The organism is Pseudomonas sp. CFBP 8771 (assembly GCF_014841695.1).
In the GTDB taxonomy this organism is placed as follows: Bacteria; Pseudomonadota; Gammaproteobacteria; order Pseudomonadales; family Pseudomonadaceae; genus Aquipseudomonas; species Aquipseudomonas baltica.
Map to the genome: position 1 here is coordinate 107,826 of NZ_JACYUJ010000004.1, position 24,523 is coordinate 132,348.

Genomic DNA, 24,523 nt, shown 5'->3' on the forward strand with positions numbered 1-24,523 from the left:
CACTCCGCCTTTCAAGGTTCCTTCATGTCCGGCCCAGATCTCAAGGCGCTGTACCTCGCCCACCGCAGCGAAATTCAGGATTACCTGGACCGTCGTTTGCGTTGCAAAGAGACCGCCGCCGATCTGACTCAGGACACGTTCATTCGCCTCTCCGAACAAATGGGTCGAACGCCGATTGCAAACTTCCGTGCGTATCTGTTCTCCAGCGCCCGCAATCTGTTCATCGATCACACCCGGCGCCAGGAGCATCGCAAAGGCGAGGCCCTCGACCCGCAGACAACCTCAAGCTTCGAGCCGTCCACGCCAACGCTTGAACAAGCGGCAATTGCCCATCAACAACTGAATACGTTGAACGTCGTGATCCAGAACATGCCCGCGCCCTGTCGCGAGGTGTTCCTGATGGTGCGCGTGGAAGGCCTGACCTATGTGGAAATAGGCCAGCGACTGGGTATTCCTGCCAAAACCGCATATAGCCGCATGGTGCGCGCCCTGGATCTGCTCAAGATCGGTATGTCCGAATGAGCGCCGAACCACCACCAGCGTCCCCTGTGGCGCACGTTGACGACATAAGCCATCAAGCCAGCGCCTGGTTTGCGTTGATGCACGGCGGGTCGCCCACTGCAGCCGAGCAGGCGGAGTTGGCCGCGTGGCTGGATGCCGACCCCCGAAATGCCGAGGCCTATGCCCAGCTCGAGCACCTGTGGGCCGCGTCCGCGCAGTTGCATTCGCTCAACGCGGCACCGGCCGCTGCGCAGCTGTCTCGACGGCGTTTCGTCGGCATGGGCATCGCCGCCAGTGCCGTAGCCGTCAGTGCATGCGCCTCCATGCTATGGCTCAACGATATGGGCCTGCCGTTCGCCGATGTCCGCAGCGCCGTGGGCGAGCGGCGGACGGTCAGCTTGCCCGATGGGTCCACCGTCGACCTTGCCGGCCATACCGCATTGAATGTGGATATTTCGCCGACCCGGCGTGCCGTGGAACTGCTTCACGGCGAGGCTTACTTCACTGTGCTGCCTGCAGCCGCCGGTGAGTTCACGGTCAACAGCCGATCCGGGCAGGTGATGGCCGCCGAGGGCGAATTCTGTCTGTCATGCGATGACGCATCGACACTGCTGACGGTAAGCCGCAAGACGGTCCGTGTGGTAACGGCCAACCAGCAGATCGATCTGGCAGAGGGCCTGTCGCTGCGTTTCAGCAGTGATCGGACCGGCCCCATCCAGCATGCCGAACTGGCCCAGGTACTCGCCTGGCGCAGCGGACGCCTGGTGTTCTTCGACAAGCCGTTATTTACGGTCATCGATGAGTTGCAACGCTGGCGCCAAGGCCGAATCTTCATCATGGACAAGCAACTCGCCAGCCGCCGGGTCAGTTTGATACTCAACCTGGACAAGCCCGAGCAGATGCTCGATGCCATCACCAAAGCCCTGGCGGTGCGTGTGGATCGTTACACCGACCTGATCACCCTGATCTATCCCGCCTGATCCCGCAGAAAAATCTTTTACGCACCCTCAGGGAATCTCGTGCGCTCATGCGTCTTAGCCTGACTGATTGGTATTCGCATTTTCGCGCACTTCCTGGGGTACGACCGTAATGGCAAGGCAACTCAACCATGAATCCAGCATCGACAGCCGCTGGCAGCGCAACGCGCTGGGCACCGCATTGGCGTGCACACTGCTCGTCGGCGCACTTCAGGCTCATGGCGCGCAGGTCAATTCGGCGGCGACGTCCGTAGAGCGGCTGTCACTCAATATTTCCGCGCAACCCCTGCGTCAGGCCTTGCTCCAGTTCAGCCAGCAGTCCGGCCAGAACGTGCTGTTGGACGGCAACCTGAACAGCGCCCTGCGCAGCACTGCCGTGGAGGGCCGCTACTCGTCGGAGGAGGCACTGGCGAAACTGCTGCAGGGCAGTGGCTACACCTTCGCCCGAACCGATGCCATGACCGTTTACCTGGTTCCGGTGCAGAACACGCAGGCCAGCAGCGAAATCCTCCTGGCGCCCACGCAGATCCAGTATCAAACCTCCGGCGACGTCAGCCCAACCCGCGGTTACCGGGCAAACCCGGTGTCCAGCACCACTCGCCTGGGCCTGAGCGACAAGGAAACCCCGCAAGCGATCACCGTGATTACGCGCGAGCAGATGGACGACTTCCAGCTCAACAGCGTGAAAGACGCGCTGCGTAACGCACCGTCGGTGACCGTGGAACAGTTCGAAACCGATCGCACCGCCTTTACCTCACGTGGTTTCAAGATCGAGAACTTCGAGTTCGACGGCATGAGCCTGCCGTTCTCCGGCGGCGTATTGGTCGGCGATCAGGACATGACCGAGTTCGAGCAGGTCGACGTGCTGCACGGCGCCAACGGCTTGATGAGCGGCACCGGCGATCCGTCTGCCACGGTCAACCTGGTGCGCAAACGCCCCACGGACACGTTCCAGGCGCGGGTCGACAGCAGCGTGGGCTCGTGGGACAACCGCCGCTTGAGCTTTGACGTGTCGGGTCCACTCAGCCAAAGCGGGAACGTTCGCGGACGCTTCATCACCTCCCATGACAAAGGCAACTCCTACCTCGATCAGTACGGCCATGAGGTCAACGTCGCGGCAGGCCTGCTGGCTTTCGACCTGTCCGATGCCGACACCCTCACCGTAGGCTTCACCCAGCAGAACAGCTACTCCAATGGCAGCACCTGGGGCGCCTTGCCCATCGCCGACTACCAGGGCAACCGCATTCACTACAGCAGCCGCAGCTCCAGTGTCGGCCAGCCCTGGACTTACTGGGACGTGCACACCCAGCGCGCCTTCGCCGAGCTGACCCACGCGTTCGACAATGGCTGGACCAGCACCCTGACCCTGGCCGGAATGAAGCAGGATTCCGACACCAAGATGTTCTACGCCATCCCCGCCAGCGCGGACCAGGTGTATGGCTATATCAACCGTACCACCAGCAAGGAAGAGCAAGTCACCGCCGAAGCGAAACTGTCCGGACCCTTCGCGCTGTTCGGCAGGGAACATGAACTGACCCTGGGCGCCAACTACGGCCGCACCCACCACGACGAGGTCGGGCATTACAAAGATGCATCCGGCAACCAAATGGTGAGCCTGGCCGACGCGCTGTCCGGCAACGTCGTGCAACCGCCGCTGAACTACACCGACGACCTCAATACCCAGCTGTTCACCGACCGACAAAAGAGCCTGTTCGCCGGCGCGCGCTTCAGCGTTGTCGATGACCTGCACTGGATTGCCGGCGCACGCATGCTCAGCGCCGACGGCGATGGCGCCGGGTACGGATCGCCCCACGACACACGGGTGCACGGCAAAGTGACCCCGTACACCGGCCTGGTCTACGACCTCACCCCACAGTGGAGCCTGTACACCAGCTGGACGAAAATCTTCAAACCGCAATACCTGCGCAGCACCAGCGGCGGCTTGATCCTTCCGCTCGAAGGCAAAAGCCTGGAAGTGGGTGTCAAAGGCCTCGTGCTCGATGAGCGACTCACCCTCACCGCTGCCGCGTTCAAAACCGATCAGCAAAACGTCGCCGAGCTCACCGGCGAAATCGTCGGTGGCCAGTACCTGTACCGCGGCACTAACGTCAAAAGCCACGGCTTCGAACTGGGCGCGTCGGGCGAAGCGCTACCCGGCCTGGACATAGCAGGCGGCTATACCTTCGTGCAGATCGAAGACGACAACGGCGACGACACCCGCAAGTACATCCCCACCCACACCCTGCGCGGCAGCCTGACCTACCGCCTGCCCGAGATGCCCAGCGTCAAGGTAGGCACCCGTTTCCAATGGCAGAGTGCAACCGAGGTCGACACCAACAGCAACGTGCGCCAAGAGGCTTACGCGCTGGTGGACTTGATGGCCAGCTACGACATCGACGACAACTGGAGCACCTCGCTGAACCTCAACAACGTCACCGATCGCAAGTACTTGCTGTCGCTGTATCAGTCGTCAGGGTCGACCAACTACGGCGCGCCGCGCAATTTGACGGCTTCGGTGACGTGGAAGTACTGAGAGGGCTTGTTCCGGCCGGATGGGCACAGGTTAGCGTGAGCTGATAGTGAGTCGTCGATCATGAATGCTTGAAAAATATGCGGAGCTCAGTGCGGTCGGTCGAAAGTGAGGTAGCTTTCCTGAAGCACCCAACAAGATACTAGGGTGCGTAAGAAATTCTCGTCCACCGACTGAGTGAGCTTTCATGAATCGCCGCAATTTCATCCTGGGCGCCGGCACGGCAATGCTGATGTTGAAACTGGCCGCCGCTCAGGCCAATGACCCACCGGCCAACAGCGAAACAGTCGAGCTGTGGAGCGGCGTACCGCCAGGTGGAGGCGGACCGTCGGGAGATAACACCCTCACATCCCATGGCTCTCTGAGCAACGTCACCCGCCCTTACCTGCAGATATTCAAGCCCGCCAAACCCAATGGAAAAGCCGTGATCGTCGCTGCTGGCGGGGGCTATAAACGAATCGAACTTGGGATCGAGGGATGGCCCCTGGCCGATTGGCTGACGGAGCGCGGGTATACCGCGTACGTGCTGGCCTACCGCTTGCCAAGCGAAGGCTGGAACGCCGGCAACATCGTAGCGCTGCAAGATGCACAACGCGCGCTGCGCATCGTTCGCAGCCGGGAAAAGCATGTGACCCTGCTGGGCTTTTCGGCGGGTGGGCATCTGATGGGCATGACCGCGACGCTTGGCGATTCTCAGACGTATGTCGCGCAAGACAGCATCGATTCGATCTCCGCCGTCGCTGAGGGGGCGGCGTTGATCTATCCACCCATTACGTTGGAGCGGCCTTATACATATACCTCGACTCACAAGGTATTGGTGGGGCCAGATGCATCGGCGCAAGAAGAGGCTGAGTGGTCTGTGCAGAACCGTGTAACTGGCAGCACACCGCCCGAGTTCTTGGTGCAGGCGGAGGATGACTCCGTGGTTGATCCGCACAATACGCTGATCATGGCTGCGGCTTGTGAGCAGCGTGGGGTGGCTGTGGAGATGCATCGGTATGCGACTGGTGGGCATGGGTTTGGGTTGGGGAGGAGAGGGACGGCGAGTGGGGAGTGGCCGGGGAGGTATGAGGCGTGGTTGGGGAGGTTGGGGGTGGGGTAAGGAAGGGTACTTGAAGTAAGCCTCAAGTTTGCTCATTTCATCGCTGCTGACGAATTGTGCATGTGTAGATGCTCGTAAGCAGTGGCAACGTATACATCCCTTTGCACATAAACTACTTCGACGGCGCGCATTCTATCGATCAATCCTGAGCTGCCACCGGTGCAGCCGGTCTGAATACTACATATCAACGCGTCTTAATCTTCTGACCAAGAAGGGGTTAACCATGGCTGCACTACTGAATCGAGCTGAGCAGGCGGTTTCTGAGACGGCTATGGCTCGCAACTTTAGCGCGCGCTTGAATGACGTCACTAGCGGCGACATCTCACACTTAGTGATCTTCAAGGACAACGAGCCAGCCGCCGTGCTTGTGGGCATCGACGGCTACCAAGCCATGCAGGACGAGCTTGAAGATCTGCGTTCTGAACTGCTTGCGATCAACCGCCTGCCTAGCCTTGAGAACGACGTTACCGTGAGCCTCGAGGATATGGAGGCTCGGTTCAAATAGGTAATGAAGATGAAGGACTGGACTGTTCGGTTTCATTCACTGATAGACAAAGGGCTCTAGCTGTTTGGCACTGCTGAAGCTAAGGGAGTGCTGAAGGTCATTCGTGAGCGTATTGCCGAGGGGGAGCCCGACAAGGTCGGCAAGGCCTTGCGCGGGCCACTGGCCGGGTACCGCCGGATTCGCACGGGCGATGTACGTATCGTCTACCGCATCAACGGTACTGAAATCATCTTGGTCGTGTGCGTAGGTGCACGTCGCGATGACGAGGTCTACGACGCAGCAGTAAGAAGGGTGTGAACCAAGACCCGCCTCGCGGGTTTTTTACGCCTCACGATCAACCACCAATATGGACATTATGGGGCGATACGTGCTCTCCGGGAATTTCGGGGGCTTCCGGCCATCCTCGAAGCTCAAGGCACCGAAGCTGCAGATCGGTGTATTGCTCGGCGGTCAGAGACGTTGCCAACCTGGCTTTCACCTCATCCGATCATGGGCATCTCGCGCCATGCGCATTACCAGTGCAATTAGAGCTGGGCTGGAACGCTTGCGTGGCAAGGCTTTCCGAGAATTCGAACGGAAAATTACCTCGGTTACCTGTTTCCCATGGCTCACCATGAAAACAGATCAGCCACGCTGGGAGGGGGCTCGTTGGTGGCTGCACGCTTGGCTGCGGGGCAATGGTGCTCAGGCGTCTACCCACGCTCCATCGCATGCTTGTTACGTACGTTGTTATGTGCTGGACAAAAACAAAGGGCCTGCATCGCTGCAGGCCCTTGTTTTGTATGGTGCCGGCACCAGACGAACGGTATGTTCTGCGGGACTAGGTTTTCGGGCGTCTGGAGTTCGCTGGAAAATTTGGCGTAACCCGACGAGTAACTATCGATAATTCAGCTAGTTATGGAATTCAGTGGAGTCGAACCCGGGTCCGCAAAGTCTCGATGCTATCCATCTACTTGATTTAGCTATCCCCAAAGAATGGGGTAGGGACAGAGGGTAGGAAATTTATTGCACTCCTCTGTCGACGCTCAATCGCACCCGATCAAAAAATCATCAGTGGCGAAGGGCACGCTCAGTTATTGGGTACCTAACGTCGAAAGGTGTGCTACTTGCGTTACCTTAGCTACGGCCTGACGCCTCCGGTACCCCTCCGAGCAAATTGGCTCAAGGCTATGGACATGGTGCTGGCAAAATAGTAGCGTTGCTCGCTACACTGCTCTTTGTATCGGGGTAGACCTACCATGTGTTTTACTGCACTTTCTGGTTCGCTATCGAGATTACAGGAGCTATAGTTAGAGCGCTTCAAGGCGATACTTAAGGATGAGCGAGTATGCGGCGTGGTCGTTATTATTTAGCGAGAGTTATCAAGCTCGGCCAGTTAAATCAAGAAAAGCTGTTAGATGCTATTGCTCAAGCGCCAGTTGTGGTGCTTGGTCAGTTTGAATGGACAATCACAGATGTAATCGACAGGCGTGATTCTCCCACACCTTACATATTCGGTAATCTCGCTAAATATTCTAGAAATGGAGAAGTAACGATAGTCAATGAGCCTGCTAAACAGCAGCGTCAAGCTCAAGCCCCCTATCTTCTGGAGGCTAGTGCCCCCTTTGTCTATCTTCCGGATTTCTCGGGTCTCGCGTTTCTGCATGTCTGGAATGGAATTCAAGAAGACATATTCCCTCGGCGATTCAAGGCAATTATCGAGTCTGCATATGATAATTTTTTTGTAGGTTGCACAGTAGAACCAGTTGCGGACTACCGGGCTTTCTTGGAGAAGCTTCAGTCACTAGACATTATTACTGAACTCTCCGCAAAGGTCCATCCACCTAACCCTTTGTTTGGTCGTCTTTGGGGTGGTTTAGATAAATATGTAAGACGGCGCCAAGCCGATGAAGTCTCGGTCCGGGAAATAACTTCTAAACCGAAAGGGTTATCAACTCAGCTACTTGAGCTGATAGAACATATTCTTGAGAACCCCAGTTATGAACCGGTTGAAGAGCCAGATATCACCGATGCTGCGATGTTGATGGCTGCAGACGGCTATGGTTCTGGTAAAGCATTGGGCACCTAAAACGGACACGACGTAGTGATACGAACTTCAGAGTCTCAAAAGAGCTTTTTATTTGATAAAAAGCCAGATCCTGAAATACTTGCATCCCTCGCTCGCGGTTACTTCAAGCGTGTCAGTAGTGAACGAAATATGAGGCATTGACCTGTGCGATATCTCTATGGCCTCCGTGTCGCATTAATAAGTGTGGAAGCAATAGTCTTGGCACTTGGGTGGTTGGCGTGGACGTATTTAGCTCCGCAACTCCATGATTTTGCAAGCTCGCTTGCGCTTAATGATGAAGTCCTTAAGTATCTAATGCTTCTACCAACGGCGCTGGCTGTATGGGTATTCAATGAGGTACGAGGGTTGTTGCAAGAAGATAAGGATACGATTCAACTTCTTGTTAAGTGGCCGGATTATTGGAAATTAAAAGCTCATGCATGGGTCAGCTTGATTTACGCGGTAGTCTTTTCATGTATGTCCCTACTTCCTTGGGTCGCAAAATCAGGTATCAGCACTGGCAGTGGAATGCTGTTATTCGTTACTAGCATAATCGGGCAACTTTCTCTTGCGATAAGCGTTTACGTCGCTCGGATAACACTAAAAGAGATTGTTGCGCATGCTAAAGCGCCGTGATTTACTCAATCTATCCCTAAGCTGGCGCAATAGGCTGTAACCAGAGGCCATGGTAAGTGGTATACCGCACCTTTAATGATAACTGGAGATGATCGGCGAAGCCCTTTTGCCGAGGACGTCTCAGTCTCTACGTAATCACTGGCGTCGCTGTGGCCTTTACCGCTGGGTTTGAAATATCTCAGGCGCCAGGTATTAACGCCGTAGAAATACTGTGCGTCGCCAAAAGTGGTAATTTCTTAGCGTACATTAAAAATTGCATTGCTAGCACGCATCCATAAATATGACCCTAGTTTCTTTTGAAAAGCGGCGTCCATTTTGGATCGTTCGCACTACCCCAAATAATAGGTAGAGAATTATTTGGGCAATTATCCTTAAATACGATCAGCAGTTGACCATCATGGTATCCGAGAGGGTGCCTGTTATTTATCCTGGCACCATATTTTCTCGCCATTGAAAGAGCTTTAGCAACTTCATGGTCCTCAAATATTTTTGACTCGGCTGCGAATACCTTATGCCCGCCATCAATAACATCACATACCCGGAGTACAATTTTGAATGGAAAGTTACTATTGTCAATATGATTTTGACAGTTCTCGATTCCATCGCCTGTTCCGCAAATTACGCCTACAACTACTAGTATTTCTCTTTCGCCCAGGATCTCACCAAGGTCGAGGTTTAATTGATCTAAGTGGCCAATTACAGTGCCGCCAGATGCGACCATATCATCGATGAATACTAGGGCCTTAATATTTTCATCACCCAGAATACCTTTTTGTAACTCGTTGTAGGCTTTTATGCTATGAGCGGTAATGCCGTTCTCCGTAGCATACATTCTGATATATGTCGGCCCGCTCTTGGATAAGGCGCCGAATGCGCTAACCAAAATATCCTTACGAACGCGCTCACCTGCTTTGATAGTGTGTACGACCTCACGCCTGACGATGTCATGGACAATTTTCAGTTTTTCTCTAATTTTAGATTCACCATAGAAGTCTAAATTAAGAAGTAATTTAAATGCCATGCGACGCTCTATGTTGTTTTCAAATTGATCTAGCCATGCGCGGATATGCGACGGGCTAATTTTAGCTCCTCGATAATGCTCCCACTTATCGCTAAGCGTAATAATTTCGCTTTCAGATATATACGCCGCACTTTCTTTCTCATTAAACGCAGTCTGCGCATCTTCATCCGCGAACGAAGCTCTCAGGTTGTACACGCCTTTTTCCGTAAGCCATCGTTCGAAAAGCCTTGGTTTTATCCTAAGCAGGCCTTCCTCCTCGACTATAATATTTCGGCTTATAAAACTCTCAAGTATCTCTTTCGATGGAATTCCAGAAAGAGATAAGTCACTAACAATAGAGGTTTTTTCTACCGAGCTATTTTCACGTAGTTTATCAGCAAATGCTATTAACAGTCTTCGTCGCTGGGTTTCTATGGTGTCTCTGCGCTCAGTGTCCTCAACTCTTATTCCATCACTCCAGAAGTGGTTTAAGTTGATAGCCTCCATATTAACGATTGTATCGTGAATCGCATCTTCCATTTCGTCAATCGATATGAAAGAGCAGCGTCGCTCGCACATTTTTTTGTAAAGGGTCTTAGCGACGAATTTTGTATAAAAGGGGTTGCCCTCTGTCACTTCATAAAGCTTGAGTATGGCTTCATCGCTGTACTCCAATATCCCTCGGACAGGGGCGGTTACAAGTTCTTTAAAGTCTTCCCAGTATTCGGATTTGTTAAAGTAACCGACATTTGAGGCGTCAAATTTATTAAGTTTGTCCGTGCTTTGCATAATCACGCTCATGTTCTCCCCGCCAACAAGTATCAAGGAGACGCGGCCCTCACCACTTTCGCCACTTAAACTTCTTAAGTTGTGAAAAAAAGAATTACCTTCTTCTGTATATGGATAAAGTTGTGACGGGATTTCGTCAAATTCATCTAGAATGATTATTATTCGAGCCTTCTTGTTTGCGGCCACTATGTCTTCTATGTATGAGACTAGAGGGTATAGAGAAGATGCAAATCCACTGTCATCTATTTCGACAGAAAATACCCGTCTTAAATTTTTAGTTATTTTCTTGCCAAGAGTGTTGATAAAGTTGCTTGGAGATGTTTTATCCAAGCTACCAGTCTCGATAAAAACAGTGGCGTGATTATCTTTTCCTTCAAATTTATGCTGAATGGTTCGTGCGAGTGATGTTTTGCCAACTCTTTTTTGGCCATAAATAATTGACGACTCACCTTTTCGAAGGGACAGTTTTGATGAAATATCCTCAAGAAGATCTTTACGTCCTACTAGATCAGCTTCGCTATCTACCGACTCTAGGCTGTAAGGCTGTTGTCTTTTTATTTCATCCCAGTTTAAAGTTCCGTTTTGAGGAACAACCTCAATTTCAAAGTCTACTTCAATTCGCTTTCCTTTATAATCAGCCCATGACAAAATGCCTAAGATTTTTGGGGTTTTCGTACCTCCGGCTACGGAGTGCGCTTTTATTATAAATTCGTGGCGACCAGCATCTACAGTACCTAGAGAAAGCTCATCACTTTCGACTTCAAGACCATCATCTGACTCTAGTATGTTAATTATGGTGTCAAAAGCCACTCCAGGGCCGGAGTTATAAAGGTAAACTTTAATTGGAAAGGATTCGCCAATTGCATGAAGAGGGTACTTTCGTTCAGACGCCTTCAGAGAAAGAATTACAGGTTTTTGCAGTCCGCTATGATTAAAATCCATTTGAGCTGTCACAAAGGCAGACTCTAGGACGTTTTCAATCATGGCGGAAACATAAATATTTGATCCATGTCTTTGTATGTCACTAATATAGCTACGATATATCTCTTCAAGTCTTGTAAAAGCGGTAAGAGCATTAACCCTGTCAGCTTGTGAATATTGCTCTATAGCATTAAAAAATTCATTTATACGCTCTTTAGATACTAACGACTGATCGTATATTTGACTTTCTGAGAATATCGTCGTGAGCGGGCTGCTAATAAGTTTTATGTAGCCTCTGCGGGCATTTATCGCGGTCTCCATGCTCACAATAGAGACTTTTATTTTCTCAAATTCGCCGATTGTATTGGCATGAATGGCCTGCAGTCCTGCGAATATTTCATGGCTGCTGTTTTTTTCATCTATTTTTAATATCTTGTATATCTGATTGCATAAGACATCGTTAAAGAGAGTAATGGCTTTGTGTCTTGTCGAGCTGTCATCCCATAATAATTTAGAATGACCGCTAAGTGCTCGTAGTAGATAAGAGGCTACATGTTTTTTAATGGGGTTATTGTTGTTTTGATCAAGAAGAGAAACTTGAGGGGTGACTGGATTTAACTCAAGAAAAATGCAGATGGTTTTGAATAGCGAGTGTAGAGTTTCGACATTGGAATCATCATCAAGTGCTATAAAACGTTCTTCAATACCATTTTCTTGTTTCATTCGAACTCCCTGTTGAAGTTTCTCGCAATGAGCGTTGATAGCTATATGCCATGAGTGTAATCGTTAATGCATATGAAGGCAATGCTTCAGCGCTCTGCGAAAAGCGCTAAGGACGGTTGGCTCGCTCTGAATTGCACTAGATTTCATAAACCCAGCCTGGGCCTATTGCTGACATGCGCTAAAGATTTAAACTGCCAAGATTTTCCTAATCGAAGAGTGAGCAAATGCATGGTCAGCAGATAGTAATAACGCGTCGATTCGGCGCGTTGGTTCACTTGCTGATTTAGGAGCCACACGAGATGTTTTCGCTGCGAGGTCCGTGGATTGTCGCGTTGCCAGCCCTCATCGATTGCTGTTTGGATAGTCTTCGCCTGACGCAGGTGACGCTGGCGGGTGGTATGCGACCCGGTCAGGACGCCAGCCAGGAAGAGTTCCATATCGAATGCCGTGCTGATGCTCTACCACCAATATACGCCGATACCACGTGGATACGGCCGTGCCCCAGCTCATAGCTGATTTGTACTCGGGCCTGCTGATCGAGGTGTCGGTTGAGCTGATAGCAATGGCCATCGTTGATGGGCGCGGGATGATGGGTGATTTGCTCGTAACGTTCGCATGCATAGGCTGCCCGCAATTCATGGAAACCTTTGAGGTTGTGCTTATGAAGGATGTCCCGTGCGTGACCGAGGATCCCTGCAAGAAATCGGGGTAGCGTTCGTTCGGTGCAAGCAGGTTGCGGCTACCGTCAGGCGAAACTTGAAGGGCAGATGCCAGTGCGTCGCGGATGTGCTCATTCACCGTTATCCATCGAGGGGCTGAGACTCCCAAGCGTCCACCTTTGGTGCCGTCCTGGATGTTGATCCTCCCGAGTTGCTCGGCTTCCCGTTGCAGTCGAGGAAGGTCGGCCAAAATGGCCTCGCGTAAGCGCATTCCGGCGGCTCGCACCAAGTGCACGATGGCGGCAGCGCGTTGCATTTGGTGTTCGCGGAGTACGTCCACGATCCGTTTCACATGTTCGCGATCTTGGCTTTGCGGTACCGATTGACTAGCACTGATGCGCCGCATTCCCAACGCCTTGCTCGGACTCACGACCTTCACATACTGATCGCCTCGAAGCGCAGCCATGGTCCGGTTCACGCTGGACAATCGGTTTTGCGCGGTGGCGATGCCTATAGCGCCTTGTTCAACTTATTGACGCAGATATCCGGCGTATTCCAGCAGGGTCTGTCGATCAATTTGTCGCGTATCGTTAATTTCTGGCCCATCCTCCGACCGACACCACCGAACAAACGCCTGCCAGCGATCACTGTGCGCTTTAACGGTCCCATAGTGTCCGCCGCCGAACATGTCTTTCAGCGCTTGCGACCCGGCATAGCTCAGTTGCCGACCATAGCCAAAATTCCGCCCGTCGCGTCTACCCACCAGTGCCATGATCAAACTCCTCTCGAAGCCATACCTTTAAGACTTTCCCCATGTCATTCCGCCAAGGATGTTGAGTGTGATCAGGCATCAAGGCCCCTGCGACCTGTGAGGGTTGTCCACTAACGCGGGACTTGCGGCTCTTTACGACCGGGAGCTTGGGCATCTCATGATCTGGCCTCCTAAGCACTTCCGAAGAAGTGGGCGGGTGGAGGCTGCACTGGCTGACGAGACCAGCGCCGCGAGATCCTGAGTCGGGTGAAGGCATCTGTGCGATGACCGGGGCATGCCTGACTGTCAGTCAGGTGCAGTCCATTCCGTGGGCTGCGGGACCATCATCTGCATCGCTGTTGATGGTGACTTCGGTGTTTGTCACGCCGATTGTCACGAGCGGAAATGCCGCAATGCCTTGTACGAGGTGGGCTTCAGCAGTGGTAGGAGCGCCCGTCTCTTTCCGGAATGTATAAACCGGAGAGATAGATGACAGCTGTGCCAAGACATGGTGGACACTCTCCGGCAGCACAGACTGCCGGAGCCATGACCATGCCTTGGGATGAGAAAGACATCATGACGTTACGCGAGGAGTTTGTTGCTTTAGCGCTGCAAGATGGCGCCAACCGTCGAGAGCTTTGCCGACGATTTAAAATCAGCCCTCAGACAGCGTACAAATGGCTGTCCCGCTTCAAATCAGATGGTTTAGAGGGCCTGGAGGATCGTTCACGACGCCCAAAAACGAGCCCCAACCAATCTGCGATGAGCGTTGAAAAGCAGGTCGTGGAGCTGCGCGTCCAGCATCCTGCTTGGGGAGGTCGGAAAATTAGCCGGCGACTACAAGATCTCGGTGGCCCCCAAGTCGCACCGAGCACCGTGACTTCGATACTGCACAGATACCAATTGATATTGTCTGAAGCCTCTGACGCTGGCAAAGCATGGCGCCGGTTTGTTCACGACGCGCCTAATGACCTATGGCAAATGGACTTCAAAGGATATTTCCCTACATCTCAAGGGCAGTGCCATCCCTGGACGGTGTTGGATGATCACTCACGGTTTAATTTGGCGATTCAAGCGTGCGGCAACGAACGGTATGCCAGGGTCAAAGAGCGCTGGATGGATGTATTTCGACTTTATGGTATGCCCGTTCAGATCAATACCGACAACGGCGGGGCATGGGGGTCTCCCCGAGTGCCAGGAGAGCTATCTCAGCTCGGAGTCTGGCTGGTTCGTCTTGGGATAAGGCTCACGTTCAGCCGCCCGTGGCATCCACAAACTAACGGTAAAGATGAGCGCTTTCATCGCTCACTGAAGGCAGAAGTTCTCCGAGACAGAGCGTTTCGGTCACTCAGCGAAGCCCAGCTTGCCTTCGACGATTGGCGGAACATCTATAACCACCAAAGGCCGCACCAGGCTCTCCAGATGACAACGCCAGCGACCCACTACCGAATGAGTCCAAGGCCGGATCCGGAAACACTTCCAGAGCTTGAGTACGGTCCAGAAGACACGGTTGTCAAAGTGCACTTTCATGGTAACGCTCGTTTTCGAGGCGAGTTGATTCCCGTCTCGAAAGCGCTTAGAGGGCTGCCCATCGCTGTAAGGCCTAAGGGGGCTGCGGACGGGTGCTTTGACGTCTACTTCAGCCACCACAAGCTCTGCGAGATAGATCTGCGCGGGCGCAAGCCAAAGCCTTGAAACCGTCCACCATGTCTTGGCACAACTGTCACCCTTGTATCTGGTCCATACACGGAAGAAAGAGACGGGCGCAGGTTGGCGCAAGGAAATGGCCAAGCGGATAGGTTGCTGCAGGGCAGCTATGAAAGGGATAAGTTGCCGCCGTGGGCACACTGGTAAAAGTAGGCATCCGTCACATCGTTGTGCCCGTGCGAGCCGCCGGACGCTAATCGCACTTTGGGAGAACCACCACGGTGTGGTCTAGCCTTAAGGGTTCTGGCTACCTGGGTTGCTGTCAACGACAGCGCATTGCCCGATCTTTTCTACGCCTGTGGATAATTCGAGACAAGGCTCGAACTTATATGAGCTCTGCGGCTATGGATGAAATTGTCCACAGGTGGAAATTTATGGCTTTCCGCAGACAGTTCCATGAGGTTTAGTTTTTTAAGTGAAGTCCATCCAAACAGGGCTTCTTTGCAGCTCTGTTTGGATGGATCCGCATGCACAAGCCGATCACCGAGATATGAAGACCGAGCGCTTACTCAGTTGCGTCATGTTTTGCTTTAAGGCGAGTGACGTTCGCTCCGGTCTGGTTCGCGAACTCAGGGGGAGTGACATGCTCCTACTGGTTGGCCTCCAGGTAACGGCTCCGCGAGTTCATGATCAGCCTGCGCTCCTCAATGTTCTCCCAGCTGCCGTGCTTGAGGTCGAACTCGTTCAAGTGTGCGAAGTGCAATTCGATGGAGCACACGAACATGTAAAACCATGGTGGGCTCTAGTGAGGATTGGGGTCGCAGTTGTAGGTGCGCAGCGTTTGCGTGACGGTGGGCAGAGATATTTGATAGGGGCTTAGAGCGGTGGTAACTGAACCGACGCCTTCGCGGCCACTGGCCGCTCCTACAGGGGTTGTGCGCATAAGGCGAACAGCGGCCAGGCGCCCACAAGAAGCACAAACAAAAAAGGCCCACCTTGCGGTGAGCCTTTCTCGTCAAACTATGGTGCCGGCACCAGGAATCGAACCCGGGACCTACTGATTACAAGTCAGTTGCTCTACCATCTGAGCTATACCGGCAAGTGAGGGCGCTGATTATAGCTATTCGATCGGCCGAGTAAACCCCCCTGCGGCATAATTTCTTCGCCTTTAGCTCTTAACCCGCCAGTGCTTATGCACATTTGGCGTGCCAACCCCAGCAACCGCTCGGCGTTTAGGTCGGTTTGATGACATCGTTCGCAAGCTACTGTTTTCGCAGGCGAAACGGACATGAACGAAAAATGACTGATCTTCAGCCTGGCGTTCAAACGCAGACTCAATGCACTGCGCAACATTTCTACCCACAGAGTTATCCACAGGTTGCGCACGCTTCAGAGGCGTTCGGCGATGATCATCAGATTGCGTGGGGTCAGGGTTTCCGGGCAGAAGGTGCCGACCTGTGCGCTGTACTGGCGCTCTTGCAGGTACAGGGCGCGGTCGAGCACCAGCCACAGTTCCAAGGGCTTGCGAAACAGGTCGCGTAGCAGTTCCAGGTTGCGGACTTGGGCAAGTCGTTGCCAGCCGCGCGCTTCAAGCTTATCGAAATTCACGGCATGCCCAATAGTTACGCTCTGCAGCGCTGCAAGGTCGTGGCAGTAATCGGCAAAGGGTTTGTCCAGCCAGGCGGCGGGCAGGGAGGGGCAGGGCAGGTAGTGGTCGATGCGGCGTTGTTCGCGCTGCAGCAGGTCGAAAGCCAGGCGGCGGGCCATGGAGTGGTCACGCTGGCGGCGCACGCGGGCGCCGGCGGTGACGGTGGCTTCGAGGGGCAGGCCGAGGTCTTCGAGGGTCAGGGAGAGCGCCGAGGGTTCGGCGCACAGTTGGCGATAGGCGCCGTGGGTGCGGTTGTAGCAGCAGGGTGCGAAGGCCAGGTGTTGGCAGCCTGCCTGGGTGGCGCAGTGCATGAGTCGCACGTGCAGGTCGCCGCAGGCGTGCAGGGCGACGGGTGTGCTTGAGGCTGGCAGGCGCAGATCGTCGGCCATGACGTCTTGCAGTTGGTGCTGTGCGGGCAAGGCGTGATGGGTGCTGAGCTGGGCGCCGCTGGCCACCAGTGCCGGGTCGTGTTCCAGGCAGGTGAGTTGCTGGCCGTCGCGCAGCAGGCGGCGGCCGAGGTGGCCTTTGCCGGCGCACCAGTCCAGCCAGTGGCTGGCGGACGCTGCGAACGGCAGGGCGGCAGCGAAGGCTTCGATCTGTTGCCATTTGCGGCCGGGTACATCGACGTTGAGACGATGGCGCGCAGTGGGCAAAAAACTGGTCGGCAGCGGGCCTACCGCGGCCAGCGCATGCGCCTGCTGGGCTAAGGCAGGAAAGGGCGCCGGAGCGTCCAGGTCCAGCAGCGAGTTATGCACAGCCTCGGCTTCGGCCAGGGTGCGGGCGCGCAGCCAGGTGGCGAGCTCGGAATGCTTCGCTTCCCAAGGTAAGGTCATTTGGGTGAAGGGCTTGGGCCGCCACAGGTCGGCATGGGCGACCAGAAAGGCGTCCAGTGCGTGAAAGCGCTCACGCAGCTGGTCGCCTTGCAGTGTCAGCGGCCCTGGCACGCGTCCACGCGCAGCCAGCGTTCAAGCAGTTTGAAGCCCTGCACCAGCACGAACGACATGGCCAGGTAGAACATGCCGGCGGCAAAGAAGATTTCCACCGGCAGGTAGGTGCGGGCGATGATCGTGCGGGCCATGCCGGTGAGTTCCAGCAGGGTGACGGTGCTGGCCAGCGAGCTGGCCTTGAGCATCAGGATCACTTCATTGCTGTAGGCCGGCAGGCCGATGCGCGCGGCGCGCGGCAGCATGATGTGCAGCAGGGCTTTGCTGCGGGACATGCCGAGGGCGCGAGCGGCCTCGATTTCGCCCTTGGGTATGGCTTGCAGCGCCCCGCGCAGGATCTCTGCGATATAGGCGGCGGTGTGCAGAGTCATGGTCCCGGCGGCGCACCAGAACGGGCTGCGCAGGTACGGCCACAGGCTGCTCTCGCGCACCGCGTCGAACTGCGCCAGCCCGTAGTACACCAGAAACAGCTGCACCAGCAGCGGGGTGCCGCGAAAGAAGAAGATGTAGGCGTACGGCAGGCCGCTGATGTACCACTTCTTCGAGGTGCGGGCGATGCCCAGCGGGATGGCCAGGATAAGCCCGGCGAGTACCGCGATGGCCACCAGCTCGAGGGTCAGGGTGGCGCCTTGCATCAGCCGCGGCAGCCACTTGATGATCACTTCCCAGTTCATTGCGAGGCCCTCGCGAAGCCGCGCGAGGCGCGTTTCTCCATGAAGTGCAGGGCAACCATGGCGACCACGGTGAGGCTCAGGTACATCAGGGCGGCAACCATATAGAAGGTGAACGGTTGTTTGCTGACGGTGACGGCGTTCTGCGCGTTGCGCATGATCTCTTCCAGGCTGATGACGGACACCAGGGCGGTGTCCTTCATCAGAATCAGAAACAGATTACCCAGCCCCGGCAGGGCGATGCGCCACATCTGCGGCAGCACCAGGCGAATGAAGATGCGCGACGTGCTCAGGCCCAGGGCCAGGCCGGCTTCGCGGTGGCCTTTGGGAATGGCCAGGATGGCGCCGCGGAACACTTCAGTGGCGTAGGCGCCGAAGCACAGGCCCAAGGCGATGACGCCGGCTGCGAAGGGGCTGAGTTCCAGGCTGCCGACGCCCAGCGCCAGGCCGATGCTGCGCAGGCCATTGACGGTGCCGAAGTAGATCAGCAACACCCACAGCAGTTCGGGGATGCCGCGTACCAGCGTCGAGTAGAAACCGCCGAGCCATTGCAGGGGGCGGTTGCCGGAAGTTTTCGCCAGGGCACCGGCGAGGCCCAGCAGCAGCCCCAGGCACAGAGCGCTGAGGGCCAGTTTGACGGTCATCAGCGCGCCTGCGGCAAGCGCAGGGCCGAAGCCATAGAGATCGATGTTCATGGGCAGGCTTGTTCAGGGGCGGGCATCGGCCGTGTAGGCCAACGCCCGCCGGGCTGTCAGAGGATGCTGAAAGGGAAGTACTTGTCGTTGATCTTCTTGTAGGTACCGTCGGCAATGATTTCCTGCAGCGCGGCATTCAGCTTGTCGCGCAGGGCATCACCCTTGCGCACGGCGATGCCGATCTTGTCGCTTTGCTCGACCGCGTCACCCTTGAACTCGAAATTCTTGCCGGCGTCGCTCTTGAGCCAATCGTAGCTGGCGTACTTGTCGGCCAGGATGGCGTCGAGGCGGCCGCTGCTCAGGTCGAGAAAGGCGTTTTCGGAGGTGTCGTACAGCTTGAGGTCGACATCCATGCCGTACTTGTCTTCCAGCCAGGTGCCGGACAGGGTCGCGCGCTGGGCGCCGATGACTTTGCCCTTGAGGCTGTCGCCGTCGGTCTTGAAGTCATCGCCCTTCTTGGCAATGAACTGCAGCTTGTTGCTGTAGTAGGGGTTGGTGAAGTCGACCACTTCCGAGCGCTCGGGGGTGATCGACATCGACGACACGAGGAAGTCGAACTTCTGCGACTGCAGTGCGGGAATGATGCCGTCCCAGTCGGAGGTGACGATTTCGCACTCTACTTCCATCTTGGCGCACAGGGCCTTGCCGATGTCGACGTCGAAGCCCACGACCTGGCCGCTGGTGTCCTTGTTGTTGAACGGTGGGTAGGCCGCTTCCACGCCCATTTTCAGTTTTTCGGCAGCCATGGCGGCGCCGTTGACCAGCAGTGTGGCGGCAACCGCCAGGAAGATTTTCTTCATGCTCATATTGTTATTGCTCCGTTAGCGGTTGCTGGACATAAACTGCCTGCAGCGCGCCGACAAGGGGTTGTCGAATACTTGCTCGGGCGTACCCTGCTCTTCCACCAGACCTTGATGCAGAAACACCACCTCGCTGGAGACCTGCCGGGCAAAGCCCATCTCGTGTGTCACCAGCAGCATGGTACGGCCTTCTTCGGCCAGGTTGCGAATAACCGCGAGCACCTCCTGGACCATTTCCGGATCCAGCGCCGAGGTCGGTTCGTCGAACAGAATAACCTTGGGCTGCATGGCCAGGGTGCGGGCAATCGCTGCACGTTGTTGCTGGCCGCCGGAAAGCTCGTTCGGATAGGCGTGGCGCTTGTCGGCGATACCCACCTTGGCCAGCAGCGCCTCGGCCACTTCGATCGCTTCGGCGCGGCTTTGCCCCAGCACGCGGCGCGGCGCCTCGATGATGTTGTCGAGCACGCTCATGTGCGGCCACAGGTTGAAATTCTGGAAGACGAAACCGATCTGGCTGCGCAGCCGGTTGATCTGGCGGCTGTCGGCGGCGATCAGCTCGCCGTTGCGAGCGGCCTTGAGCTTGAGCGCTTCACCGGCCACCAGGATCTCTCCCTGATGGGGGTTTTCCAGCAGGTTGATGCAGCGCAGCAGGGTCGACTTGCCGGAGCCGGACGAACCGAGGATGGAAATCACCGCGCCGTCGTTGGCGGCCAGCGATATGCCCTTGAGCACGTCCAGTGCACCGTAGCGCTTGTGCAGGTTACGGATTTCCAGAGCGGGCGTGGCCTGAGCCATGTGCGGTCCTCATATAGGCGGGTGCGGCCTGCCGTCACCAAAGTGAACAGCGAAGCGCAAAGCTAGCATAGCGCGGATGGCGAGGCTGGACTTGCAGCTTGTGTCCGATCTGCCTGGCGCGATGTGCGAAGGCACCGCAGCAGGAACGTCGGACGGGCAGGGCGCGATAAAAAAGGCGCGATGTTGCCAGTTTTGCCCAGTGGAGGAAAGCGCGAATGCGGCTTGAATGTGGCAGCGCGATAAGAGGCAGGTCGCACGAAGTTGCACCTGAGCCATACAGTGCCCATGCAAAAGTTGCGCCTTTAGGTTGCACTGTTTTTGTGCGAAGGTGTTACCGACGTCGTTTTTTGGTGCGGCATATCGCCCCACGCTGAGTAGTTCGGTAATCCGTCTCGGCCCGCAAAGCAAACCTCAACGGATTCAATCTGTTGGCACGAATGGCCAAAAGGTCCGTTTCAGGGCGGCAGGATATACCTTGGTACAATTTGGCGCAATTTTTGCGTAAAAGATAAGGAACGGGGTGTAGCGGACTTTGCACAAGGCTCGCGATCACCGCCGGACAGAACGCTATTCTTCGCAAAGGTAGTTTTATGAGTACGCAGAATTCCACAGGTCTCGCTCAGGGACTCAAGCCGCGTCATGTAACTATGTTGTCGATCGCCGGTGTCATTGGTGCCGGCCTGTTCGTAGGTTCCGGGCACGCCATCGCCGCTGCCGGCCCTGCCGTGCTGCTGGCCTATGCTGCTGCCGGCAGCCTGGTGGTGCTGGTCATGCGCATGCTCGGTGAAATGGCCGTTGCCTCGCCGGACACTGGGTCGTTTTCCACCTACGCCGACCGTGCCATCGGTCACTGGGCCGGTTTTTCCATCGGCTGGTTGTACTGGTGGTTCTGGGTGCTGGTGATTCCGCTGGAAGCCAACGCCGCCGCCTCGATCCTGCATGCCTGGATTCCCGACGTGTCGCATTGGGTGTTCGCATTGTTGATCACCCTGGTGCTGACGGTGACCAACCTGTTCAGCGTGAAGAACTACGGTGAATTCGAATTCTGGTTCGCGCTGATCAAGGTGCTGGCAATCATTGCCTTCATCGTCGTTGGCCTGGGCGCCGTGTTCGGCTTCATGCCCAACAGCCAAGTCAGCGGTGTCAGTCACCTCACCGATACCATGGGCTTCATGCCCAACGGGCTGGGTGCCGTCGTCGCCGCCATGCTGACCACCATGTTCTCGTTCATGGGCACCGAGATCGTCACCATCGCCGCCGCCGAATCGAAGAACCCAGGTCAGCAGATTTCCAAGGCCACCAACTCGGTGATCTGGCGGATCTTCCTGTTCTATCTGGTTTCGATCTTCCTGGTGGTGGCCCTGGTGCCGTGGAACGACCCGCGCCTGGCCGAGCTGGGCTCGTACCAGACCGTTCTCGAGCTAATCGGCATCCCCAACGCCAAGTTGATCGTCGATATCGTGGTATTGGTCGCTGTAACCAGCTGCCTGAACTCGGCGCTGTATACCGCGTCGCGCATGCTGTTCTCCCTCAGCAAGCGCGGCGACGCGCCTGCTGCTGCGCAGAAAACCTCGAAGTCCGGTACCCCGTCGGTGGCCGTGCTGATGTCTACCGCAGCCGCGTTCGTGGCCGTGATCGCCAACTACGTCGCCCCAGCGGCGGTGTTCGACTTCCTGCTCGCCACCTCCGGCGCCATCGCGCTGCTGGTGTACCTGGTGATCGCCGTGTCGCAACTGCGCATGCGCCGCAAGCGCGAGTTGGCCGGTGAGAAGATCGACTTCAAGATGTGGCTGTTCCCCGGCCTCACCTACCTGGTCATCCTGTTCATCGTCGCGGTGCTCACCACCATGGCCCTGCGCGAAGACCACCGCGTTGAAATCCTCGCCACCGGTGGCCTGGCCATCGCCGTAGTCGTCGCCGGGCTGATCGTCTCCAGCCGTCGCAAGGCCGGTAACGCGCGCGTGGCGCTCGGTCGCTGATCGCTTCGACCACTTGAACGCAAAGGCCGCTGTCGGTGACGACAGCGGCCTTTGTTGTTTCTGCGACTGCCGGCGCCAGATCGACCCCGCCCGATGCACTGCATCAGGAAGGTCGGTTGTCCGGCTGTTTCGCTTTGGCGGTCTGTGGCTGGGTGGCTGCGACAGGTTTGAAAAAATCCTGCTTCCACTGAGGCCACTGCGCAACCGTCTGGCGGCACGCAGAGAGATGGTCGAGAAACGCCTGTTTTTTACTGGTCATGTCATTTGTTCTCCAAGTAGCTGGATAGTAGGCTCGCTGCAGTCGATTCCCGGTCTACATAAGACCAGGGGTGCATCTGGGTTCGCAGTTTCGCGTCGCCCTCTTTCCATTCCACGACTTCGCCATCTTCATTCTTGCGAGCGACAGGGTAGCCGCTACCGAGGTTGGTGGAAAACAAGTTGAAGAAGCTGCGAGGACCAACCCCTATGAATGGTTCGAAAACGACATTGCTGTGGTTTTTCGTCAGTGAGATCGAATCCGAGTGAAATTCCAACGCCTTGCTTTTCGGATACGGCTCTACATACACGACTCGTTTGATACCTGCCGCCACGATGTGCTTGGCGCAGTTATGGCAGGGGAACGTCGTACAGTAGAGATCGCTCCCCGCGCAGGAAGTGCCTGAACGGGCACTGGAAAGCAGTGCTTCCATCTCGGCATGCACCACGCGACCGTATTCAGTGATGTCCTTGATTCTGCTTTTCTTGATCAAGGGCGCCAGTTCCTCCTGGTACTGCGCAGGAATCACCGCAAGGATTTCGTCGACGATGAGCTTTTTGTGCGAGGCATTGGAGTCCAGACCGCGCATGTAGTCGCGTCCATCCGGCGTGTCGACGATGCCATGGCTTTCCGGGTCTTTTTCAGGCCAATAGAGCCCGCCGTGTGCCTTGGGCACGTCATTGGCGCCGGTGGCGACGATGCAGCGGTCTTTGGTCAGCACGGCGCCGACCTGGCGCGAGAGATCGGCCGAACGCAGCGATGCGGAAAATGCCATGAACATGGCGTACTCATCGAACGTGGGCGTGATGTAGGGACGCCCGAACAATAGATCGAGGATTCGCCAGGTCTGCTTCTTGAGCGCGTCCGAGTTGCCGTCGTAGTCGATGAAGAAGTCCGAAAGGTGATAGGTGTTGCGCGTGTGCTGCCCATGCTCGTCGCGTTCGTCCGCGTCGCGCTCGATCAGTCGGGAAGCCTGCTGTTCGGTCATCGAGCGATCTTTGACGAGGTACTCGTGACGCCGCGCCGAGTCCGCATGGACACCGACCAGGAAAAAACCATCGGAGTAGATTTTGCGCAGGCGTTCGACCTCGGCAGGACTTTTCAGCGAGTTGATGATGAACGCCCGGCGGCGCATGGGGGCGGACTCGCTGCGCAGCTTGTTGATCTGGGCCGCCGCGCCAAGGGCCAGGATGGCATTGTCCTGGCTGTCCTTGCGCAGCCGGTTGCCTTCTTCCATGTAGCTGCTGATGCGCTCATATTCACTGGTGGTCTGGGCCGGACAGCCAATGCTGGCGATGACATCCGTCGAGATTTTGATGCAGCTGGTTTCATAGCCGAAGATCTTGAGCCTGTCACCGATCAGCTTCGAGACTTCAGGCAGATCAGTGCCGATGGTGCCGACCAGGCCGATGATGAGTTCGGAGTCTGAATAGGTGTCGTCGATGAAGTAGGACGTATCTGATGGGGGAACCTCGGAGAGTTCCGCAACCATCTGCGCTGCACCCAGGGATGGGATGGATGAGCTGCCGTACTGGCTGTCGAGTAGAGGGCCGACCATTTCCTGCAGTTTTGCCGCTGCATGCGGCTTGCCCTGGAAGTGGAGGGTTCCGGTAGAGGGGTACCAATTGAGAATGCCCTTGCCCAGGGTCTTGAACTGACATTGATTGTCGTTGATCACCCGCCATTCGCCTGCAGGCAAAATGCTTTCGAGCTGTGATTTGAGCTCTTCGAATGTGCCATCGAAACGCATAGTGACTCCTTGTTCTCACTGCCGATCAATCCGTTGATCGAGGGGGCTCCCGGTGTCTTTCGAGAGGTAAGGCCATACGGGAATCAAGATAGCCCAGAGTCGAGGAAGGTACAGGCGTTACCCGCGTTGATAAGTAACAGCGTATGTGGGCGTAAGCCGCACCCAGACCGATCGAGTGTCTGCACCGCAGATTGATC

The 24,523-nt window shown here is 55.8% G+C and carries 19 protein-coding genes, 1 tRNA gene and 2 pseudogenes; 10 read left to right on the top strand and 12 right to left on the bottom strand.

Annotation, left to right across the window (positions count from 1 at the left end; all coding sequences use genetic code 11):
* Positions 1-24: 24 nt before the first annotated feature.
* From IFT80_RS10345 to IFT80_RS10380, 8 genes are all read left to right on the top strand, one after another.
* The gene (locus tag IFT80_RS10345; protein WP_122480580.1) at positions 25-522 is read left to right on the top strand and encodes an RNA polymerase sigma factor; all 498 of its coding nucleotides are present in this window, start codon (positions 25-27) and stop codon (positions 520-522) included.
* Complete coding sequence (locus IFT80_RS10350; RefSeq protein WP_192137517.1) at positions 519-1,481, top strand: FecR family protein; 963 nt, start codon at positions 519-521, stop codon at positions 1,479-1,481. The genes IFT80_RS10345 and IFT80_RS10350 overlap by 4 nt, the downstream gene beginning before the upstream one ends.
* A gap of 109 nt (positions 1,482-1,590) precedes the next feature.
* The gene (locus IFT80_RS10355) at positions 1,591-4,011 is read left to right on the top strand and encodes a TonB-dependent siderophore receptor (protein WP_192137518.1); all 2,421 of its coding nucleotides are present in this window, start codon (positions 1,591-1,593) and stop codon (positions 4,009-4,011) included.
* A gap of 184 nt (positions 4,012-4,195) precedes the next feature.
* A complete protein-coding gene (locus IFT80_RS10360; RefSeq protein ID WP_192137519.1) occupies positions 4,196-5,110 on the top strand; it encodes an alpha/beta hydrolase in 915 nt (304 codons plus the stop codon).
* A 271-nt stretch (positions 5,111-5,381) separates the two neighbouring features.
* Positions 5,382-5,615 (top strand): type II toxin-antitoxin system Phd/YefM family antitoxin, encoded by a 234-nt coding sequence (locus tag IFT80_RS10365; RefSeq protein WP_192137630.1) that lies wholly within the window; start codon positions 5,382-5,384, stop codon positions 5,613-5,615.
* A gap of 87 nt (positions 5,616-5,702) precedes the next feature.
* The gene (locus tag IFT80_RS10370) at positions 5,703-5,912 is read left to right on the top strand and encodes a type II toxin-antitoxin system RelE family toxin (RefSeq protein ID WP_342214282.1); all 210 of its coding nucleotides are present in this window, start codon (positions 5,703-5,705) and stop codon (positions 5,910-5,912) included.
* Between the two features lie 1,030 nt (positions 5,913-6,942).
* Positions 6,943-7,683, top strand: coding sequence for a hypothetical protein (locus IFT80_RS10375; protein ID WP_192137520.1), 741 nt, complete (start codon positions 6,943-6,945; stop codon positions 7,681-7,683).
* Positions 7,684-7,881: 198 nt separating this feature from the next.
* Entirely contained in the window at positions 7,882-8,298 is a 417-nt protein-coding gene (locus IFT80_RS10380) for a hypothetical protein (RefSeq protein ID WP_192137521.1), read from the top strand.
* Between the two features lie 286 nt (positions 8,299-8,584).
* Here the strand turns inward: IFT80_RS10380 and IFT80_RS10385 are convergent, their stop codons facing one another.
* From IFT80_RS10385 to IFT80_RS10395, 3 genes and pseudogenes are all read right to left on the bottom strand, one after another.
* Positions 8,585-11,731 carry a phosphoribosyltransferase-like protein gene (locus tag IFT80_RS10385; protein ID WP_192137522.1) on the bottom strand — a complete coding sequence of 1,049 codons (3,147 nt, stop codon included), beginning with the start codon at positions 11,729-11,731 and terminating at the stop codon, positions 8,585-8,587.
* A 143-nt stretch (positions 11,732-11,874) separates the two neighbouring features.
* Positions 11,875-12,186, bottom strand: a complete 312-nt coding sequence (locus tag IFT80_RS10390; RefSeq protein WP_192137632.1) for a hypothetical protein — start codon at positions 12,184-12,186, stop codon at positions 11,875-11,877.
* Positions 12,141-13,162: pseudogene (locus IFT80_RS10395) on the bottom strand (integrase domain-containing protein). Before IFT80_RS10395 ends, IFT80_RS10390 begins: the two are co-directional and overlap by 46 nt.
* A 531-nt stretch (positions 13,163-13,693) precedes the next feature.
* On the opposite strand from IFT80_RS10395, the gene IFT80_RS10400 reads away from it, so the two are divergent.
* On the top strand, positions 13,694-14,836 hold the full coding sequence (locus IFT80_RS10400; RefSeq protein WP_192137523.1) for an IS481 family transposase: 1,143 nt from the start codon (positions 13,694-13,696) through the stop codon (positions 14,834-14,836).
* Between the two features lie 517 nt (positions 14,837-15,353).
* Here IFT80_RS10400 and IFT80_RS10405 read toward each other — a convergent pair.
* From IFT80_RS10405 to IFT80_RS10435, 7 genes and pseudogenes are all read right to left on the bottom strand, one after another.
* Positions 15,354-15,503, bottom strand: a pseudogene (locus IFT80_RS10405) (tyrosine-type recombinase/integrase); the annotation flags it as partial.
* Between the two features lie 308 nt (positions 15,504-15,811).
* A tRNA-Thr gene (locus IFT80_RS10410) sits at positions 15,812-15,887 on the bottom strand.
* Between the two features lie 290 nt (positions 15,888-16,177).
* The gene (locus IFT80_RS10415) at positions 16,178-17,380 is read right to left on the bottom strand and encodes a methyltransferase (protein ID WP_342214339.1); all 1,203 of its coding nucleotides are present in this window, start codon (positions 17,378-17,380) and stop codon (positions 16,178-16,180) included.
* Positions 17,365-18,054, bottom strand: a complete 690-nt coding sequence (locus tag IFT80_RS10420; protein ID WP_122480575.1) for an ABC transporter permease — start codon at positions 18,052-18,054, stop codon at positions 17,365-17,367. Before IFT80_RS10420 ends, IFT80_RS10415 begins: the two co-directional genes overlap by 16 nt.
* Complete coding sequence (locus IFT80_RS10425) at positions 18,051-18,746, bottom strand: ABC transporter permease (protein ID WP_122714457.1); 696 nt, start codon at positions 18,744-18,746, stop codon at positions 18,051-18,053. Before IFT80_RS10425 ends, IFT80_RS10420 begins: the two co-directional genes overlap by 4 nt.
* Positions 18,747-18,802: 56 nt before the next feature.
* Positions 18,803-19,552: an ABC transporter substrate-binding protein gene (locus IFT80_RS10430; protein WP_122480573.1), complete on the bottom strand. Its 750-nt coding sequence runs from the start codon at positions 19,550-19,552 to the stop codon at positions 18,803-18,805.
* A gap of 15 nt (positions 19,553-19,567) precedes the next feature.
* Entirely contained in the window at positions 19,568-20,341 is a 774-nt protein-coding gene (locus IFT80_RS10435) for an ABC transporter ATP-binding protein (RefSeq protein ID WP_122714459.1), read from the bottom strand.
* A gap of 590 nt (positions 20,342-20,931) precedes the next feature.
* Between IFT80_RS10435 and gabP the strand changes: the two genes are divergently transcribed.
* Entirely contained in the window at positions 20,932-22,320 is a 1,389-nt protein-coding gene (gene gabP, locus IFT80_RS10440; RefSeq protein ID WP_192058900.1) for a GABA permease, read from the top strand.
* A 103-nt stretch (positions 22,321-22,423) separates the two neighbouring features.
* Here the strand turns inward: gabP and IFT80_RS10445 are convergent, their stop codons facing one another.
* Both IFT80_RS10445 and IFT80_RS10450 read right to left on the bottom strand, forming a co-directional pair.
* A complete protein-coding gene (locus IFT80_RS10445; RefSeq protein WP_192137524.1) occupies positions 22,424-22,579 on the bottom strand; it encodes a hypothetical protein in 156 nt (51 codons plus the stop codon).
* 1 nt (position 22,580) lies between these two features.
* Positions 22,581-24,326: an anti-phage dCTP deaminase gene (locus tag IFT80_RS10450; protein ID WP_192058902.1), complete on the bottom strand. Its 1,746-nt coding sequence runs from the start codon at positions 24,324-24,326 to the stop codon at positions 22,581-22,583.
* Between the last annotated feature and the right edge of the window lie 197 nt (positions 24,327-24,523).